1 pseudogene is annotated in these 1,096 nt (G+C 58.9%); it reads left to right on the top strand.

Going from position 1 to position 1,096, the window contains the following annotated elements:
* Window positions 1–396: 396 nt before the first annotated feature.
* Window positions 397–1,096, top strand: a pseudogene (locus AC4FWB_RS34460) (hypothetical protein); the annotation flags it as partial.

The following is a 1,096-nucleotide window of genomic DNA, read 5'->3' on the forward strand; positions in this document are numbered from 1 at the left end:
AGGATTGCGCCACGTCTTCATGAAGCGGTTCGACTGGGGTTTGAATTGCGAGCCCGGAGCACATTGGTGGCCGCGCAGGATACACCAGACGCGAGGCAAGGTCTCGCGGCTGGGGCATTTGCGCTAAAGCCAGGGCGTTCCGCTTCCCTTAGCCTCTCGAAGCTTAGTGCGGGCTTGATGCAATATGTGATCCATACATCCTTCGCTTAACGTCGAGAAAAACCACGCGCTCAAAGGTATCTCGACATGCGGCGAGCGCGGTCGCTTCGTGGTTTAGAGAAGGTATCGGCTACAGGCAGATGACGTTGATTTTCATCCCGCTTGAATAATCTAGAATGCGGTGTCGCGCGGTGACCCTAGAGCGGTATTCGCCAGACGGAGGGAAGGTTGTCGACAGTGAGCAGTTTGATTCATTCAGGTGCAAGCGACACAATTCGCATCAGAGCAAACCGCTTTGAAAAATCGCCTTTCCAGACCTGCTGGGAGCAACCCGATATGGTGATGGGCGTCTATGCCGGGCGCACCTACCCCATCGACACCGGCGATGACGAGACCGAAAAGTACTGGCTGCTGCGCCAGAAATGCGCGCTCTATGACGTTCCCGAACGGCCCGTCGAAATCCGCGGGAAGGATGCGGTGCGGTTCCTGGAGCGGATCTTCGCCCGCCATGTCGCAAACGTGAAGGAGGGTCGGGGCCGCTACGTCATCGCCTGCACGCCGCAGGGCGGCATCTACATGGACGGCGTCCTCTTTCGCCTGTCCGAAGACAGGTTTTGGGTCGTCCAGCCCGATGGCGCGCTGGAGCCCTGGCTGAGTGCCCATAGCGGAGATTTTGACATCGCGATCAGCGATCCGCATTCGCGGGTTCTCCAGATTCAGGGGCCGACATCGCCCGATGTGATGTGTGCAGCGACCTCGGGTGCGATCGGCGACGACTTCAAGTATTTCCATTCCGGGTTCTTCGACATCGGCGGCCAGACACTTTACGTGTCGCGCACGGGATGGACCGGAGAGATCGGTTATGAGGTCTACACGCAGGGCAACGCGACCGATTGCCAAAGGCTCTGGAGCGACCTTCTTGACGCGGGCCGACCCT

This window comes from Mesorhizobium sp. LEGMi-168a, assembly GCF_058312955.1.